The sequence below is a fragment of the Kitasatospora sp. NPDC054768 genome, from assembly GCF_053612025.1.
The window spans coordinates 1-1,206 of the sequence record NZ_JBSHBN010000355.1; the positions used below are offsets into that span (position 1 = coordinate 1).

The 1,206-nt window shown below is 68.9% G+C and carries 1 protein-coding gene; it reads left to right on the top strand.

Features of this window, described 5'->3' with window-relative positions; genetic code table 11:
• Window positions 1-575 precede the first annotated feature (575 nt).
• Window positions 576-1,206: ALF repeat-containing protein (locus ACWGKU_RS41105; protein WP_452181104.1), on the top strand; the 631-nt coding region annotated here is incomplete at its 3' end.

A 1,206-nucleotide genomic window follows, 5' to 3' on the forward strand; every position in this document is an offset into this window, starting at 1 on the left:
CGCCGGGGTGCCGTCGGCGGAGGCGATCGCCGTGACGCCGAGCGTGGCGGCCGCGGCGACGGCGCCGCCAACGAGCCAGCGGGACATGCGCTTTGACATGCCTAATCCTTTTCGTTCATCTCGCGTTGCCCTGATGGGCAGATCTTCGGAATCGGGTGACCGGCCTGAATGGTGGGAGAACCAGCCGGGCGTGGCACAACGTCATTGTCGGTGCGAATGACATGAATTGACTGCGTCACAGATGTCGGAGCCGCAGGCGGAATCCGGCCCATCGAACCAGACGGGCCGGTGCCCGGACAACCGCTTTCGGCGACTGGCCAGGCAAGATGTCATGCTTTCAAGGTCATTGGGTGCTTGTTGGCGATGCGGTTGTATTTGCTTGGCTATGCTCGCCGTCGGGTGTTTCATTGCGCTCGCTTTGCCCGGCAACTCCCAGAATTCGTGGACGCTCTGATGAGACGTCATTTATCGTGGCTCCGCCGCGGCCGGGATACGGCCGACGTCGACAGTGGAGGTTTCCCGTGCGCCAATCGATATCCCGCTCACGACGGCGAGGGAGGGGAAGGCCGCCGCTGTTGGGCAGGCTCTCCCTGGGACTGTTGCCGCTCGCGCTCACGGCGGGGCTGGTGGGGGCCGCGGGTCCGAGCGCCGCCGCCACCGGGCCGGCCGTCGGACAGGTCCAGCCGAGCGACCGCGAGCGTGCGGTGCAGGCGTGGCTCAACGGCGGCCCCCGGCTCCACGCACTCGCGGAGGCCGCGCTCGCGGGCTCCGACCAGGACGTGAAGCGGTTCGTCGAGAACGAGCTCGCCGGGGCGCAGAGTGCGGACGACCTGCTCGCTGCCACGCAGATCTCCAGCGTGGGCGGGCCGAAGGTCCGCGAGGCCGCGGACAAGGCCATCGACGGGACGGCCGCGGATCGGCGCGCCTTCCTGGAGGGCGGTTGGCAGGCGGCCCTCGACGCGGACCGGCGGCTGTGGATCACCCGGATCACCGACCCCGCGATGGGCGCCGGGCGGAATCTCCAGGCGGCGGGTGATGCCGCGCTGCGCAGCAACACCGGTGACGACCTGCAGAAGTTCCTGACGGAGACCCAGTTCACCGCGAAGGACAGCGACGACCGGGTCAAGCTGGTCCAGATCCTGAGCTCCGGTGGCCCCAACGTCCAGGCGGCGGCGCGGATCGCGCTGAACGGGTCGATCCAGGACG